This is a genomic window from Virgibacillus sp. DJP39 (assembly GCF_049310925.1).
Taxonomy (GTDB): domain Bacteria; phylum Bacillota; class Bacilli; order Bacillales; family Amphibacillaceae; genus Virgibacillus_F.
In genome coordinates, this window is record NZ_JBMERP010000026.1 from 13,471 (window position 1) to 28,727 (window position 15,257).

Below are 15,257 nucleotides of genomic sequence, written 5' to 3' on the forward strand. Positions count from 1 at the left end.
AAGAAATTAATAACTGCACAAGCCATTTTAAAAAAACAGGGGGATAAACAGCATGAAATATGGTTTTTGGTTACCTATATTTGGGGGATGGCTACGAAACGTAGACGATGAAAATATGCCTCCAACTTTTGAATATGCTAAACAAGTCGTACAATCTGCGGAAAAATGGGGATATGATACTACATTAATTGCTGAATTATATTTAAATGATATAAAAGGAATTGAACATGATTCGATAGAAGCTTGGTCAACTGCTGCTGCACTTGCTGCTGTTACCGATAAAATTGAGATTATGGCTGCAGTTAGACCCGTTTTTCACAACCCTGCTGTCACAGCTAAAATGGCTGCAAATATCGACCATATTTCTAATGGCCGCTTTACTTTAAACGTTGTTTCAGGCTGGTGGGAAGAAGAAGCACGGCAATACAACGGAGACTTCACAGAGCATGATGAACGCTACAAACGAACAGAGGAATTTTTAGATGTATTAAAAGGTATGTGGACAGAAAAACAATTCAACTATAAAGGTAAGTTCTATGAGGTTTCAAATGCCCACTTGGAACCAAAGCCTGTACAACGACCAAACCCGATTTTATATGCAGGTGGCGAAAGTGAGCGTGGAAAACAAGTAATTGTGGATGCGTGTGATGCCTATGTAATGCATGGCGGAACGGTTGAAGAGATCAAAACCAAAGTGGAAAACATGAAAGCACTACGAGCAGAAACTGGTAAAGAACCCCTACAATCATTTGGTCTAGCTGCATATATCATTTGCCGCGATACCGAAGAAGAAGTCGTGGAAGAGTGGAAGAGAATTACCGATATGAAAGAAACAAGTGGTTACTCTGGATATGAGGATTTCGTTGGTAAATCACAGCTTGAACAACAAGTTAAACTGAACGATTACTCGGTCTCTAACAGAGGATTACGTCCCAATTTAATCGGTACACCTGAGCAAATTGCGGACCGCATTATTGAGTTTGAAAATATTGGTGTAGATCTTTTACTTCTACAGTTCTCACCTCAATTAGAAGAAATGGAAAGATTCTCAAAACAAGTAATGCCTTTGGTTGAAGAAAAGCGGAAGCTCCTTGGTCAGGGGTGACTTTAAAGAAAGCTTGCATGATAAAATAGGAGGTACTAAACATGAGTGAAAAAATTTATGTAATCCATGAAAATAATGAATGGACAGCACATTTAATAAAGCGATTGGAAGAATTAAACCTTCCTTATGAAGAGTGGCATTTAGATAAAGGCACTGTTGATTTATCTAAAGTTCCACCTGAAGGAGTCTTTTACAGCCGGATGAGCGCTTCTTCCCATACACGCGGCAATAGATTTGCACCTGAGCTCACAGAAGCCGTACTATCATGGCTTGAACGCCATGGACGTACAGTAGTTAACGGCAGTCGTGCACTCCGCCTTGAGGTAAGTAAAGTAAACCAATATACAGCACTAGATATTGCTGGTGTTAAAACACCGAAAACAATTGCGGCTGTTGGGAAAGATGAGATTATCCAGGCTGCAAAAGATTTAGATCTTCCATCTTTTATAACAAAGCATAACCGCGCTGGAAAAGGACTTGGCGTACAGCTTTTCCACTCAATTGAGGCATTAGAGGAATATCTTGATGGCCCATCATTTGACCCATCAATTGATGGAATAACACTTATCCAGGAATACATCCAAGCGCCAGAGCCTTATATAACCCGATGTGAATTTGTTGGAGGGAAATTTGTTTACGCTGTTCAAGTGGATACATCAGAAGGATTTGAACTATGCCCTGCAGATGCATGCAAAATTGACGATTTGTTTTGTCCAGTTGGTGAAGAAGTTCCTGAGAAACCAAAATTCCAGGTGATTAATAACTTCCAGGACCCTATCATACAAAAATATGAAGAATTCCTTCATAATAATGACATAAAAGTAGCTGGCATCGAATTCATTTATAACGAAAACGGTGAGATCTTCACCTATGATGTGAATACAAATACAAATTACAACTCTGATGCAGAAGCACAGGCTGATAAATATGGCATGCTAGAATTGGCAAAATATCTTGGCAGTCAACTAAGTGTTCTAAAACAGTAAACCAATATTCTATCCCCCCAGTTGTATAGGGGGGGGGTTTTATATATGTGATATGAAATCTATTCCTTGTTCTATATAAAGGTTAAAATCATCAGGATATTCATGACTTAGATCTTTAATAACTTTAAATGAATATGCGATATTATTGGTCGCTAAGATTTCAACGAACCTTTTGGTACAGTCCAAACTATCGTTGTCTTGGTCACCACAAAGAACATAAACCTTAATACCCTTAAGGTGATGTATCAGTTCCTCATATTCATCAATTTCAGGTAACCACGGAGCCATAAATATTAAACCATCTACTGCCTCAACTTTTTTCGTGAGAATCGCTTTTAGTGCCACTCTACATCCAGCGGAAAACCCCCCGATTATTAGCGAACTCTGATTACTTTTCATGTGCCCTTCTTGTTCAACGTGTACCTTTAATTCATTGGCTCCTATGTCTACGTCATCCCAGACATATGCATTCGAGAATTCTATTTGAGAAGATTGCGGTAAAACTAGCTTATTACCAATAGAAGGCCAATACTCTTCAGTGATTTCGATATTTTCTTGATCACCATGGATCGCAACTATCACTAAATCACTTGAAGTCCTTTTGCTATTGATAACTTTTAGTTCGGGTTTAGCTAAAGTTTTAGCGAGTACTTCCCTTTCCTTACAAATGTTCACCAGTTCATCAAATTCATCATATTTACGTAGCGATATTAAATCTTCATCAGCCATTAAGTAGTCATACTCGTACCAGTAGCCATTTTCAATTATTGCTTCCCGCATTAGATTCAAAGCTTCAACTTCAAGGCCTGAGGCACTGGCAAGAGAATATCGAAAATTAAACAACTGTGCTGTATTCCCACAAACTTTTGTAGCGTTATCTGTAATATACTTGTAAGCTGTAAGACTGCCCTCTTTTTCATATATATCTAATGTTTGATTCAGTAAACCTGCATACGACATTTTGCTCATCAGAACGCCTCCTTTTCTTTTATTATAGAAAACTATAGACAATAACTATAGCATAATCCTAATGTTGATCATCATCCTGTGATAAAATTAATATATAACTTAATAAAATATACAGTTACAAAAATTAAACTCCCTTGGATAATCGGATTATAAGCAATGCAGCTATTGGCAATACTGGGCTTGTTGTGTCGACGATGAGGACTTAAAAAAGGAGTACTGATGATGGTTCAAGATATTAAACTAGAAAGATTATTTGAATTGAAAAATAAAGAAACACATACAATGATTGATGTTCGTTCACCTAAAGAGTTCAATGAGGCCACTATACCGGGCAGTATTAATATCCCGATTTTTGACAACGATGAACGTGCCGAAGTTGGTACCATTTATAAACAAGTGGGATCTAATGCTGCAAAAGAGCGAGGGCTAGAAATCTTTTCAGCAAAGCTTCCAGAATTCATCAAAGCATTTCGTAGTATACAAACGTCTAAGACCGTCTTTTGCTGGCGAGGTGGAATGAGAAGTAAAACGGCTGCAACAGTGCTGGATTTAATGGGTGATCACGCCTTTCGCTTGAGTGGAGGAATAAGGTCCTACCGTCAGTGGGTTGTTAAAACGTTAGAAAATTATCAATTAACAGCCGAAGCCTATGTATTAAACGGATATACCGGTACCGGAAAAACTATTTTGTTAGAAAAGCTAAAGAAAAACGGATACCCTGTGATTGATTTGGAAGGAATGGCAAGTCATAGAGGCTCAATTTTCGGCCAAATTGGCATCAAACCAAGCAATCAGAAAGACTTTGAATCCTTATTAATAAATGATTTATTGGCATACCAAAACGCTCCCTTTCTTTTTATGGAAGGCGAAAGCAAACGAATTGGAAAAGTTACCATACCTGAATTTCTTTATAATCATAAAGAAGCTGGGACTCAAATTTTTATCAACCTGCCAATGGAGGAAAGGGTTAAAAATATCTTAGAAGATTACCAGCCATGGAACTATCCAGAAAAATTTATGGAGGCTTTTAAACTCATCCAAAAGCGAATCCACACACCAATTGCAAAAGAAATTTATGAACATTTGTCTAATGAGGAATATAGTGCTGCCGTCCAATTATTACTTGAATATTACTATGATCCCCGTTATGAACATGCTGCTGAAGCTTTTTCTGAGGACAAAAAAGTCATTATTGACGCACAAACAGTGGACGAGGCATTCGATCAAATCCAGGATCTATTGAAGAAAGCAGAATGGAACAAGCAAAAATTATAAAGAATTGAGGTGACTCCTTTTGCAGATTTATGTAGATGCCGACGCATGTCCGGTTAAAGACAGCATTGTTTCAATTGCATCAGACGCACACATTCCTGTAACACTTGTAAAAAGCTTTGCGCATTTTTCTAACGGAGATGAGGCGCCTGGTGTTGATACGGTCTACGTTGATACAGGGGCTGACTCTGCTGACTTTCGGATTATGCAGCTGGCTAAAAAATATGACATTATCATCACTCAGGATTATGGGTTAGCCTCTCTTGCTTTAGGCAAAGGATGCATTGTCCTTCACCATAAAGGGTTTGAGTATACACAGGAAAATATTAATCCACTATTACAAACACGTTATACAAGTGCAATGGCAAGAAAAAGCGGAAAGAGAACAAAAGGACCAAAAGCCTTTACAGAAGAAGATCAGCTGAAATTTAGTAATCTACTTCTAAAAGTGATTAAAAGGTAGTACTAGTATCCTACTACCTAAAATCGCTTCTGCAAAAAATAAAGATCAAATCCTTTTGGATGATCCTCTATTTTACCAAAAACTTCATAGCCCTTTTTCTGATAGAATTCTGGTGCCTGGAAGCTAAACGAATCTAAATAGATCAATCTAACAGCCTTTTCCCTGGCAAATCCCTCTAATTTATCTACTAACATACCTCCATAACCTTCCCCACGAAAACGTTTATCCACCCATAGAAATTCAATATGAATATGATGCCAAAACATGTTTGCAGTAATACCACCCACTATTTCACCACTGTCATCCTTTAGAAAAAAACCGATATTCTTATTTGCCGTTTTAACTTGATTCGGTATCTTCTCCATATTATGTTCGATTACCTTCTTCTTGATGTATTCGCTATCTTTCTGATTAAATTGTTCGGAAATTCTCATAGCCTACTTTCCCCTATCTATTTTTTATCTTCAATTCTTACTCTTTTCCATAACAGGCGCGGTATACAACGTTTGAAGCTTGGCTATTATTTGCCCAGCACATAGGTAATAACCTATTACACTCCTTACCCAGAGTAGTACTATAGCAATCTTTCATTTAACTTTCAAGTCCTTTCTCCCTACCTTTTAAACTTGCACAAGTTGTACTAGACACGATTCCCTAACCGATAATCAATTCTATCAGACCATAGTAGTTGTTAGAATTATTTGTTATATTTGAATTGTCGAAAAAACAGGGAAGAATTATAATGAATTGGAAACCCCTAGTAACATCACTAATACTAGGTACCGGTATTATTTCAGGAGGAACAATTGCTTATGCTGACACTGACTCTAAACTAGATCAAAAGACGACAACTCCTCAATTTATGACAAAAAAGTTTCACGAGTCAAAGGTAGATTCAAAGAAGGCAGCTATTAGTTTTTTAAAGGAAAATGCGGACGATCTAGGCATTAACCCAAATAAAGATTTGATATTTATTAAGGTAATGCAGGATGATTTGGGTATGTCTCACTATACATTCCAGCCTGCAGTAGAAGGTATTCCCGTAGCAAATGCTAGAGTGATTGTACATACTGACCAAAATGGCGAGGTTACTTCCGTAAATGGAAATTTTCATAATGATGCACCCGCACATTTAAAACAACAACGGAAAATCAACAAAAAAGATGCAATTGGTTCTGCCTGGAACCATATTGAAGTTAACCGGGAGGAAGCGGACAAAAAAGTGAAAAGCCTAAAAGGAGGTACCTTCCATACATTAACAGAAAACAGCGATTTAGTTGTTTATCATAATGAAGGAACGTATTCTTTGGCTTATCATATCGAACTACAATTTGCGGAACCATACCCAGCAAACTGGCAGGTATATGTAAATGCAGAGTCAGGTGAAATCCTGCAGGCTATTAATCTAGTTAATGAAGCAACAGGAAGAGGTACAGGTGTTTTAGGAGATACAAAGTATTTAAACACCTATTTTACAAATAGTAATTATTACTTGTTTGATATCACAAAACCTATGAACGGAGTAATCGAAACTTTTGATAACTATGGTGGACAATCCCTGCCAGGTTACTATGTAACAGATAGCGGCAACACATTTTATAGTGAACGTCAAAAGGCAGCGGTTGATGCGCATTACTATGCTGGACAAGTTTTCGATTACTATTATGATACATTTGGCCGTGTAAGCTATGACAATCAAGGTTCTTCTATTCGATCGACAGTACATTACGGCAATAACTATAATAATGCTGCATGGACAGGCAATCAGATGATTTATGGCGATGGTGATGGCAGTACATTCACATACCTATCAGGTGCAAACGATGTGGTTGCACACGAGCTTACACACGCTGTTACCGATACAACAGCTGGTCTAGTCTATCAATCACAATCTGGCGCATTAAATGAATCTTTCTCTGATGTGTTTGGCTTTTTCGTTGACTCTGAAGACTGGTTAATGGGCGAAGATGTCTACACGCCTTACCGTTCTGGTGATGCGCTTCGTTCCATGTCTAACCCAAATGCATACAACCAACCAGACCACATGAATGAGTATCAGGATTTACCGGTAACAAAAGAAGGTGACTGGGGTGGGGTTCACACTAACAGCGGTATTCCAAATAAAGCAGCATATTATACGATTAACAACTTAGGAATTTCCGTAGCAGAAAATGTATACTATCGAGCTTTAACGGTATACTTAACACCAGACAGCGACTTCTCTTATGCAAGGGCAGCATTAGAACAATCCGCTACAGATTTGTACGGATCATCAACGGCAAATGCAGTATCACAGGCTTGGAACAACGTTGGCGTTTATTAATTAATACTCGGGTGGTGCCAGGCACCACCCGAGTATTTTTTCTTAATCTATGATAGTTTTCCAATGAAGTTTAGAGATTCAACATCTTTTGAATCTGCGCTGCCATCTAATATTTTACGTACGTCATTAATTGTATCCTGAAGGTTAACTGCCTCACCCTTCTGTCCAGTGAATTCTTCTGCAACATAGAATGGTTGGGTTAAATATGCTTCCAATCGCTCTCCACGTTTATAGGTTACTGCTTCAGATTTGGGGATACTATCCAATCCCTTAACATTTACTAGTGCCCGAAGCTCATGGTATCTTCTTAACAATTTTTGCGCTCGCTGTTGTGTAGTGAAATGATTTTGATCTAGATGAGCACCCTCTAATACGGATGATGTTGAGTATATTGGGTTTACTGCCGGATACTTATATCTAGCAGAGAGATCTGCATCAAAATGCCATAATGTTTCTAGTGGTCCATAAGGAAGGTCTTCATCAACCACCTCACCTTTTAAATCAACCAAAAATGTGGTGACATTTTGAGCACCAATATCACTTAAACGTTCTTGAAGTTCATATACTTTTCCAGTTAGAACATGACTTCGGTCCGCGGCAAATGCTATTTCCTTATCTTTACCAATTGCAGCCATCTTTTCATAGGCATCCTCAATTGATGTTGCAACAATATCAACATAGTCCAGAATGTCTTTAATCTCTGGGAAGTCCCCTTCAGGTTTTAATAATACCGTTGTAAATCCCCCCTTACCCAAGCGATAAAATAATTCTGTTACCACTACAAGCTGACCCATACCAGGCCGCGCTACTAATCCTACCGTTCCCCCTTTTGCTAGTGGTGCAAACAAATCAAGTGTTTTAATTTTCGTTTCAATCATCTGAACCGTCTCCCCTCTAATAATCAACTCATCCAAACTACATTCAGCTAGTGATGCTAGAGCTACAAGTGTACGTACTTCTGATCTACCGACAGGAATTTTCCCTGTACACAAGTTCGATACAGTTGCTGGTCGTAATCCAACTGATTTAGCAGCACTGGTTAGATTAGGAACACGCCTTCTTAGTAACGATACATTCAAGCTAATATTTTCCAAATTACCCTCTCCTTACTCTATATAGTAATTTATATTACTTTATAAAGCAATAGATAGTTACTTTATAGAGTAAAAATAATTACAAAATATTTATTTAGTATTTATTAGTTTAAAATGATAAAATAAAACAGAACAAACGATCCCAATAAGGATGTGAAAAATTGAATACCGCAATTTTAATTATTGATGTACAGACAGGAATGTTTCAGATGGATCCTCCAGTTTCGAATGGGGCAAAACTTTTGCAGAACATAAATAAAATCATTTCCTATGCTCGCGTTCATCAAATTCCATTAATCTATGTACAACATAACGGACCGCCTAGTAGCCCATTAGAACCTAATTCAGTCGGTTGGACAATTCATGAGGAAATAACTCCTGATTTACACGATATTAAAATATCCAAGGCTACACCTGACTCCTTCTACAATACAGGGCTAATGGATTATCTGAGAACTTTGGGAGTTACAAATCTTATTATATCCGGCATTCAAACAGAACTTTGTGTCGACACTACCTGTAAGCGCGCGTTTAGCCTAGACTATAAGGTTACCCTGGCTAAGGATGCCCATAGCACATTTGATAGCGCAGCTCTTTCTGCTCAGCAAATAATTGATCATCATAATGGTTTGCTTCGTTGGTTTGCAGATATAAAGACCGTTGAGGAAATTGTTACTAACCAGGAAAAAAGGAGCTGATCTGATTACAGATTAGCTCCTTTTTCATGGTTCTCTATCTCTACTGCTTTCGTTATTTCCATTAGGTCGTTAATTGTGTGGATTGCTTGAACATCTTCCCTCAAATCATTCTTTTTCCAGATCGTCTTCATCCCTACATTTGCAGCAGCCCTGATATCATTTTCAGGATGGTCCCCAACAAATATAGTCTCATCAGGCTTTGCGCCTAGTTGATTTAATGCCTTATGAAAAATTAATGGATCTGGCTTTTTAAGCTTTTCCCACTCCGATATAAGAATAGGGTTGAAATAGTTTTCAATGCCAAGAGCCCTGATATTATCTAGTTGAAATTGCCCTTTTCCATTCGTGATTATTCCCATACGGATTGATTTATCTTTCAATTCCTCAAGCATTTGAATAAGATTAGGAAAGGCTATGCAACTATGCTTAAACTCGTATATATAGTCCTCCAGCAGTTTTCCCCATGGCAACTCTATGCTGAATTCTTCCACCATTTGCTGGTACACTTTATCCTTCCAGACATATCCATGGCTATCCAACTGTAAAAACCTAGTCGTATACACCTGTTTTGGAATATGACCCAACAAATTAATCATCCGCTCGTATTGCCCATCGATAAAATTCCTAACCGACTGATCACGATCCAACAACGTCCCATCTAAATCAAATAACACAGCACGAATCATAGAAAATACCCCTCAAATACTATTTTTCGACATAATTCGGGTGGTGCCAGGCACCGTTATTTCTTCTCCACTATTACTACTTTTAAATAGTTACTTTGTGGAAAGTGTGCGTGGGTCTTAAAGTCGCTTGGCAGATTGAATTCTTCCAGTACTCTATAGTTTGTTTGGGTTTCTTTGAAGGCTTTTTCAATGAACCCTTTAAATTTTTTCATTCCAAACGATGCATTATTCGTTGAAGCAACAATAACCCCATTTTTTTCAGTTATGGCGATCGTGTCTTTTATGAGCCCTGAGTAATCCTTCGCTGTACTGAATGTATGCTTTTTTGAACGTGCAAAGCTTGGTGGATCAAGAATGACGAGATCAAACTTCAATTCTTTTCTTTTTGCATATTTAAAATACTCAAAGACATCCATCACTTTTATATCCTGCTGCTCATAATCAATTCCATTAACACTGAACTGCTCAATAGTTTTACTTTGGCTGCGTTTTGCCAGGTCGACATTTGTTGTCTTAGCCGCACCGCCAAGTGCTGCTGCAACAGAAAAAGCACCAGTATATGAAAAGGTGTTTAATACATTCTTTCCTTCAGAATATTTATCTCGAATGGCTTTCCTTACCTGCCTTTGGTCCAGAAAAACTCCAACCATAGCACCATCATTCAAATACACAGCATAGTTCATACCGTTTTCTTTTATGATAATTGGAAATTCGCCCCGTGTACCTTTTACAAAATCATCGTCGTCAATGTATTGACCCTTTGTATCAAACCGCTTCTTTTCATAAATTGCTCGATACTCGCAAAGCTCATCAAGTACACGAATCACACTATCTTTAAATGTGTAAATTCCTTCACTATACCAATTGATTAAATAATACCCAGCAAAGTAGTCAATCGTTAACCCACCTATACCGTCACCTTCCCCATTAAAAACCCTGAATCCCGTTGTGTCGGCACTTTGATATAAGGCAATCCTGCTATCCATTGCTTCTTTGATTCTGGATTTAAAAAACGAATAGTCAATCGCTTCCGCTTTATTCTTCGTCAACACCCAGCCAAGACCTTTATTTTGATTACCATAATATCCCTTTGCAATAAAATTACGGTTTTGATCAACCAAATGAACGATAGATCCTTCGTTTTTAAGAACGTTCGTATTTTTAATAAAATCCTTTTTAATTAAAGGGTAACCTGCTTTATAATCTTTTACATAGTTAGACGCAATGGTTAATTCAATTACTGTTGTCATAATTTCATCCTATCAACTGTTTTTTTTATTATCGCATGTAGAAAGGAAAAGGAAAAGGAATGTAAAACCTAGAATGTAACTCACTCTTTTGTTTAAAGCTTCCTAATCCTAAAATTATCTCCCAGTACAGCCCAGTTTTCAGGAAATGGATTACCTAAAACCCAGTAACTTACACCCCTAAGACCATATTCTTTCACCGTATTATACTTAGCCTGCACACTTCGTGCATCCTCAAACCAAACTTCATGCTCCTGACCATTTTCGTCCACATAGTGAAAAAATGGTGATTGATAGGTAGTATCATAGTTAATGGAAACATTATACTTATCCGCTAATTGCACCGCCTCTTTTGGACTTACTAGGGTTGCAAAAGTTCCTTCCTGCCAAGGGATTTTCCAATCACGTCCATACAATGGAACACCCATCAGGATTTTATCACGAGGGATAACAGTCACAGCATAATCCAATATATCACGAACCTTGTTAATCGGCGCGATAGCCCATGGTCTTCCACCAGCCCAACCCCATTCGTAGGTCATAATGACAACGAAGTCAACGATCTTCCCGTGAGCTTCATAATCATGAGCCTCATAGAGTAACCCCTGTTGAGCCTCACTCTCTTTTGGTGCCAGGGCAGTAGAAACGGTAAACCCTTCTGGATGCAATCGTGCTACTAATCGACGTAAAAAGTTGTTATAATTTTCACGATCCTCCGGGTATACATATTCAAAGTCAATATTTAATCCGGTGTAGCCTTTTGCTCTCATTTTTTCCAAAATATTTGTAATTAATGTTTCTTGCAGTTCCGGATTTCTAAGAATGGTTGCTGCTAAGTCGGAATCGAATTTCCTCCCTGCAAAGTTAGTTAACACTAAAAGCGGTGCAACGTTTGTCGCTCTTGCCGCTTCCAGCACTTGTGCTTCCTGCATTTCTGTAATTGTCCCATTCGCCTGGACACTATAAGTAAATGGTGAAAGATACGTAAAGTTACTTCCTAATGCCAGAACCTCCCGTCTTCCCTGCTCATTTGTCTGTGTTACATAAGCATTCACTTCCGTTATAGGCCGATTCGTAACCGGTATTCTTAAACGTTGACCTGGATAGATATAAGACGGGTTGGTAATGTTATTTGCATCGACAATTTGATTAACCGGCACTCCATACTGCTGGGCAATACCCCAGAGAAACTCCCCCACTTGAACAACATGCGTTGTATACGGTATTTCCAATAACTCTCCTACGAAAATCAGTGAAGGATTGGTAATGTTATTTGCTTGAGCAAGTTCTGCAACGCTCACGCCATACCGTTGCGCAATTTTCCAGAGATTATCACCTGGCGTAACAACATATTCCTGTTCAGGGTTTGGAATAACAATCGATTGACCGATTACGAGTGAATCAGGATTTTCAAGCTGATTAACTAAAACGACTTGATTAACATCATTGCCATACTGTTGAGCAATTCTCCATAGTGTTTCTCCACGTTGCACCACATGTATCTTCATTTTATCTCCTCCATTTATCATTCCTATCTGTCATAATATTCAAGAGGAGCCTAAATTGTTATAGCTATAAAAAGAGTGGTTGCCTGGAAGATCGCCTAGAATGAATATAAAATCTGGAAAAACACCTTCTGATGTCTTTCCAGTCCTGCTTAGTTATTCTCTAATGTATTGCAATATACCATATTCGTCCTGCTGCACATTAAGTGTTTTTGGGATACGAATATATAATGCTTGTGCGCCCAGTATAAGTGAACCATTCAAGTTCATTGAATCTCCTTCTGTGAATTGATTCATGATAAATTCTTGTTTAAAAGCAGTAAAGTTTAACTCTAATTGATCAGGCTTACTTATAATTAGTCTATTATCCCTCAGCTTAACTTGAGCCAGCTTGATCCGATCTGACACATTCATACCTTCAACATAGGTAGGTGTCTGGTAATACATTACTTCTACAATTCCGTCGTTTTCCATCTTTTCTTCTACGAAAATCGAAATCCCATTGACGTCATTACCAGGAGCTAAAAAAGTTAGCATTTCACCTTTAAAGTCAAACTTCCACTTTTTCGCAATGAATTTCTCATCAATATCGGCTGCATTTCCATTGTGAAGTGACTTTACTAAATACGAAGAACCTAAGTCCGCCTTTTCATTTGCGATTGAACCTGAATTACTTGGAATTAGTAAAAACATACCTACAGAAATAAGCAAAATTAGTAGATAAGCTCCTAGCATCCATCTTATTTTTTCCCCAGACAAATATTTTCTTTGTTTTTTTGTATTGCGTTTAATCACAAGAACAACCAATCCTATAATTGTAATAATTATGATTATAGGCATAAAAGTAAATATGTTCATCGTCTAACCTCCATTCGATTAGACATTAACGAAGAACAAAAGAATACCAATGCAATTGTTACAACAATTTTTGATGAAAAAATTATGATAGATGACTCCTCGAAGTAAAACGCTGTGATTTGAATGAGCGGATACGCACCTGCAACACTTTCTGCAAAAAATGCGAATCCTAAAAATAGAACTGGTATAACTACCACAAGAATACGATTCAGTTGTACTATTGTCCCCACCAAATAACCTAAGGAAGCAAAAAGAAACACATAAAGGATGGTTGCAGTTAAACCTGTAAAGAAATCCGATAAGCCAGGACCTGATCCAATGCCCACAATTTGGCTGTGATCAAGCACATAATACATTAAGACTTTCAACAAATAAGCCGACAATAGCGCCGTTACTGCACCTATTATGCTGGCTATCCCTAAAAATAGCATGTTTGATAGATTAGCAGTTACTCGATTCGTAACAAATATAAAGTCATCTTCCCTGTATGCTTTTGTAGTAATAAGAATTGCGCTAATAAATGCCCATAGTATTGTAAAAGCGACAACTGTATCAGCTGAGAAGTACCTTATGTTGACATTAATTCCACTGGAGCTTGAGCTTCCTCCAGACATACCTGATCCTACAACCAAAGAAAATATGATAGCTAGTAGTTGGAGAATCATCAGTGAATAAAATAAACCGGTATAAGCTTTCCACTTATAATTTAATTGTTTTATCACCAGATTGGCCATACTAGGTTCTGTTAAAGACATCATCAATCCCCCCAGCCTTTTTATTTGTTAGATAGATACATAAATCACTGGAAGGTATTGGTGAAAGAGTCAGCCCAGCTTCTCTTGCACTTTCTAACTCTTCTTCGGAGAAGTTATGTTTTAGTACAACATATGTATGATCGCTCCCTAGATTTTTTGAGTAAATAACTTCCCTGTTTTGTATCAATACATTTATATTTATCGTTTCTCCAGTTGCGCCAATTGCATATTCTCTTACTTCATCTACTGATAAATGAAGGCGTTTCTTACCGTTTTCTATTAATATTATGTCTTCCAGGATATCTTCCATCTCTTCCAAATAGTGACTCGAAATAATAATAGACCTTGGATGAGCTAAATAATCTTTTAGCAAGGCTCGGCAAAAATCCTTTCGTACGCTTGCGTCCATTCCAGTCGTCGGTTCATCGAAAATAGTTAACGAACAGCGTGATGCTAGACCAAGAATTATATTAAACGTACTTTTCTTTCCTTTTGACAGACGACTATGGAATTGGTTTGGGTTAAACGAAAAATAATCAAGAAGACGAAAGGCAAGATCTTTATCCCACTTTTCATATAACCTTCCAGCTTCATGCAGTATTTCCAAAAGTGTCAATGAAGTAGGAAGATCCATTTGATCATCAATAAAAATTGTGTTAGCTGAAGTTTTGATATTGTTAAATGGCTGTTCCGAAAACACCTTAATATCACCAGAAGTTTTTCGCCAAAATCCAGCAATTATTTTCAGCAATGTAGTTTTTCCTGCTCCGTTAGCCCCGATAAGCCCTGTAATTTTATTTTCTGTAATAGACATGGATATCCCGTTTAAGGCTATCGTTCTACCGTGTTTTTTAGTTAAATTTGTACATTCAATTATATTCACTCAGTTTCCCCCTTACGTTCATTCATGAAAGACTTGATCATGACAACTAGTTCATCCTCGTTAACATTCAAACGTTCCGCTTCTAACACAATCTCTTTTACTAATCCTTTTAGGTTCTTATCCTTTCTTTTTTTCGTGATAATCTCAATTGCATGATCTGCCACAAACTTGCCCAGTCCACGCTTATTAAAGAGTATGTTCTCATCAGAAAGAATATTTAATCCTTTCGCTGCTGTGGCAGGATTTATCGTATACATTTCTGCAAGTGCATATTGCGAATAAACCTTCTCACCCTTTTCAAACGTTCCATTCAAAATCTCTTCCTCAATCCACTCCGCAATTTGTATATAAATTGGTTTCGTGCTGTCTGTGTTAAGAATCAAGTTTAACCCTCTTCCCATCCAAGTTAGTAC

Annotated in this window: 16 protein-coding genes; 6 read left to right on the top strand and 10 right to left on the bottom strand. The window is 37.7% G+C overall.

Annotation, left to right across the window (positions count from 1 at the left end):
* The first annotated feature begins 52 nt into the window (after nucleotides 1-52).
* Both ACOI1D_RS10420 and ACOI1D_RS10425 read left to right on the top strand, forming a co-directional pair.
* Nucleotides 53-1,105, top strand: a complete 1,053-nt coding sequence (locus ACOI1D_RS10420) for an LLM class flavin-dependent oxidoreductase (protein ID WP_422501220.1) — start codon at nucleotides 53-55, stop codon at nucleotides 1,103-1,105.
* 41 nt (nucleotides 1,106-1,146) lie between these two features.
* Entirely contained in the window at nucleotides 1,147-2,091 is a 945-nt protein-coding gene (locus tag ACOI1D_RS10425; protein ID WP_422501221.1) for an ATP-grasp domain-containing protein, read from the top strand.
* A gap of 39 nt (nucleotides 2,092-2,130) precedes the next feature.
* Here the strand turns inward: ACOI1D_RS10425 and ACOI1D_RS10430 are convergent, their stop codons facing one another.
* Nucleotides 2,131-3,063: an alpha/beta hydrolase gene (locus ACOI1D_RS10430; protein WP_422501254.1), complete on the bottom strand. Its 933-nt coding sequence runs from the start codon at nucleotides 3,061-3,063 to the stop codon at nucleotides 2,131-2,133.
* A 219-nt stretch (nucleotides 3,064-3,282) separates the two neighbouring features.
* On the opposite strand from ACOI1D_RS10430, the gene mnmH reads away from it, so the two are divergent.
* Both mnmH and ACOI1D_RS10440 read left to right on the top strand, forming a co-directional pair.
* A complete protein-coding gene (gene mnmH / locus ACOI1D_RS10435; protein WP_422501222.1) occupies nucleotides 3,283-4,335 on the top strand; it encodes a tRNA 2-selenouridine(34) synthase MnmH in 1,053 nt (350 codons plus the stop codon).
* Between the two features lie 19 nt (nucleotides 4,336-4,354).
* On the top strand, nucleotides 4,355-4,795 hold the full coding sequence (locus tag ACOI1D_RS10440) for a YaiI/YqxD family protein (protein ID WP_422501223.1): 441 nt from the start codon (nucleotides 4,355-4,357) through the stop codon (nucleotides 4,793-4,795).
* A 17-nt stretch (nucleotides 4,796-4,812) separates the two neighbouring features.
* Here ACOI1D_RS10440 and ACOI1D_RS10445 read toward each other — a convergent pair whose 3' ends face one another.
* Nucleotides 4,813-5,229, bottom strand: a complete 417-nt coding sequence (locus tag ACOI1D_RS10445) for a GNAT family N-acetyltransferase (protein WP_422501224.1) — start codon at nucleotides 5,227-5,229, stop codon at nucleotides 4,813-4,815.
* Nucleotides 5,230-5,537: 308 nt separating this feature from the next.
* Here ACOI1D_RS10445 and ACOI1D_RS10450 point away from each other — a divergent pair, with 308 nt between their 5' ends.
* Nucleotides 5,538-7,118, top strand: a complete 1,581-nt coding sequence (locus ACOI1D_RS10450) for a M4 family metallopeptidase (RefSeq protein WP_422501225.1) — start codon at nucleotides 5,538-5,540, stop codon at nucleotides 7,116-7,118.
* 47 nt (nucleotides 7,119-7,165) lie between these two features.
* Here ACOI1D_RS10450 and ACOI1D_RS10455 read toward each other — a convergent pair whose 3' ends face one another.
* The gene (locus ACOI1D_RS10455) at nucleotides 7,166-8,212 is read right to left on the bottom strand and encodes a hypothetical protein (RefSeq protein WP_422501226.1); all 1,047 of its coding nucleotides are present in this window, start codon (nucleotides 8,210-8,212) and stop codon (nucleotides 7,166-7,168) included.
* A 161-nt stretch (nucleotides 8,213-8,373) separates the two neighbouring features.
* Here ACOI1D_RS10455 and ACOI1D_RS10460 point away from each other — a divergent pair, with 161 nt between their 5' ends.
* Entirely contained in the window at nucleotides 8,374-8,910 is a 537-nt protein-coding gene (locus tag ACOI1D_RS10460; RefSeq protein ID WP_422501227.1) for a cysteine hydrolase family protein, read from the top strand.
* Nucleotides 8,911-8,915: 5 nt separating this feature from the next.
* On the opposite strand, the gene ACOI1D_RS10465 is transcribed toward ACOI1D_RS10460, so the two are convergent.
* The 7 genes from ACOI1D_RS10465 to ACOI1D_RS10495 all read right to left on the bottom strand — a co-directional run bounded on the left by ACOI1D_RS10465 (nucleotide 8,916) and on the right by ACOI1D_RS10495 (nucleotide 15,227).
* Complete coding sequence (locus tag ACOI1D_RS10465; RefSeq protein ID WP_422501228.1) at nucleotides 8,916-9,596, bottom strand: HAD family hydrolase; 681 nt, start codon at nucleotides 9,594-9,596, stop codon at nucleotides 8,916-8,918.
* A 56-nt stretch (nucleotides 9,597-9,652) separates the two neighbouring features.
* Nucleotides 9,653-10,846, bottom strand: coding sequence for a class I SAM-dependent rRNA methyltransferase (locus tag ACOI1D_RS10470; RefSeq protein ID WP_422501229.1), 1,194 nt, complete (start codon nucleotides 10,844-10,846; stop codon nucleotides 9,653-9,655).
* Nucleotides 10,847-10,938: 92 nt separating this feature from the next.
* Nucleotides 10,939-12,351 (bottom strand): LysM peptidoglycan-binding domain-containing protein, encoded by a 1,413-nt coding sequence (locus ACOI1D_RS10475; RefSeq protein ID WP_422501230.1) that lies wholly within the window; start codon nucleotides 12,349-12,351, stop codon nucleotides 10,939-10,941.
* A gap of 153 nt (nucleotides 12,352-12,504) precedes the next feature.
* Nucleotides 12,505-13,206, bottom strand: a complete 702-nt coding sequence (locus ACOI1D_RS10480; protein ID WP_422501231.1) for a hypothetical protein — start codon at nucleotides 13,204-13,206, stop codon at nucleotides 12,505-12,507.
* Nucleotides 13,203-13,961: a hypothetical protein gene (locus tag ACOI1D_RS10485; protein WP_422501232.1), complete on the bottom strand. Its 759-nt coding sequence runs from the start codon at nucleotides 13,959-13,961 to the stop codon at nucleotides 13,203-13,205. The genes ACOI1D_RS10480 and ACOI1D_RS10485 overlap by 4 nt, the downstream gene beginning before the upstream one ends.
* Nucleotides 13,942-14,844 (bottom strand): ATP-binding cassette domain-containing protein, encoded by a 903-nt coding sequence (locus ACOI1D_RS10490; protein WP_422501233.1) that lies wholly within the window; start codon nucleotides 14,842-14,844, stop codon nucleotides 13,942-13,944. Before ACOI1D_RS10490 ends, ACOI1D_RS10485 begins: the two co-directional genes overlap by 20 nt.
* Nucleotides 14,841-15,227, bottom strand: coding sequence for a GntR family transcriptional regulator (locus ACOI1D_RS10495; RefSeq protein ID WP_422501234.1), 387 nt, complete (start codon nucleotides 15,225-15,227; stop codon nucleotides 14,841-14,843). The genes ACOI1D_RS10490 and ACOI1D_RS10495 overlap by 4 nt, the downstream gene beginning before the upstream one ends.
* Nucleotides 15,228-15,257 lie beyond the last annotated feature (30 nt).

Excerpts from the sequence above, each read along its gene's own strand:
- ACOI1D_RS10420 (WP_422501220.1), top strand. The coding sequence starts at position 53 with ATGAAATATGGTTTTTGGTTACCTATATTTGGGGGATGGCTACGAAAC.
- ACOI1D_RS10425 (WP_422501221.1), top strand. The coding sequence starts at position 1,147 with ATGAGTGAAAAAATTTATGTAATCCATGAAAATAATGAATGGACAGCA.
- mnmH (WP_422501222.1), top strand. The coding sequence starts at position 3,283 with ATGGTTCAAGATATTAAACTAGAAAGATTATTTGAATTGAAAAATAAA.
- ACOI1D_RS10445 (WP_422501224.1), bottom strand. The coding sequence starts at position 5,229 with ATGAGAATTTCCGAACAATTTAATCAGAAAGATAGCGAATACATCAAG.
- ACOI1D_RS10450 (WP_422501225.1), top strand. The coding sequence starts at position 5,538 with ATGAATTGGAAACCCCTAGTAACATCACTAATACTAGGTACCGGTATT.
- ACOI1D_RS10465 (WP_422501228.1), bottom strand. The coding sequence starts at position 9,596 with ATGATTCGTGCTGTGTTATTTGATTTAGATGGGACGTTGTTGGATCGT.
- ACOI1D_RS10470 (WP_422501229.1), bottom strand. The coding sequence starts at position 10,846 with ATGACAACAGTAATTGAATTAACCATTGCGTCTAACTATGTAAAAGAT.
- ACOI1D_RS10475 (WP_422501230.1), bottom strand. The coding sequence starts at position 12,351 with ATGAAGATACATGTGGTGCAACGTGGAGAAACACTATGGAGAATTGCT.
- ACOI1D_RS10480 (WP_422501231.1), bottom strand. The coding sequence starts at position 13,206 with ATGAACATATTTACTTTTATGCCTATAATCATAATTATTACAATTATA.
- ACOI1D_RS10485 (WP_422501232.1), bottom strand. The coding sequence starts at position 13,961 with ATGTCTTTAACAGAACCTAGTATGGCCAATCTGGTGATAAAACAATTA.